This window comes from Paenibacillus sp. LK1 (assembly GCF_002750415.1).
Classification (GTDB): Bacteria; Bacillota; Bacilli; order Paenibacillales; family Paenibacillaceae; genus Paenibacillus; species Paenibacillus taichungensis.
In genome coordinates, this window is the sequence record NZ_PEII01000049.1 from 1 (window position 1) to 302 (window position 302).

The 302-nt window shown below is 43.0% G+C and carries 1 protein-coding gene; it reads right to left on the reverse strand.

All coding sequences use genetic code 11. The features are described from left to right. Positions 1–215: PadR family transcriptional regulator (locus tag CS562_RS32505; protein ID WP_099859442.1), on the reverse strand; the 215-nt coding region annotated here is incomplete at its 3' end. Positions 216–302 lie beyond the last annotated feature (87 nt).

Here is a 302-nt window from a genome sequence, read left to right on the forward strand (position 1 = left end):
GGCGGCCCCATATCTGAAGGTTTCTTCTCGATATTCACCAGTTTTTTCTTTTCTAATCGCACAAGGATGGTGTAGACTGTCCCTTCCACGACTTCGGTAAACCCTAACTCGTTCAATCGGCGGGTAATCTCATAGCCATAGGTTTCATGGCGGCTGATAATTTCCATTACGCAACCTTCGAGCGATCCCTTCAGCATTTCAGTTAAATTTTCCATGTTCAGATCCTCCTCTAATTTGTCCCTCCCCTAATCAGTATCACTTATATTCAGTACAACATAGTACCGAGGGAAATTATTACTCAA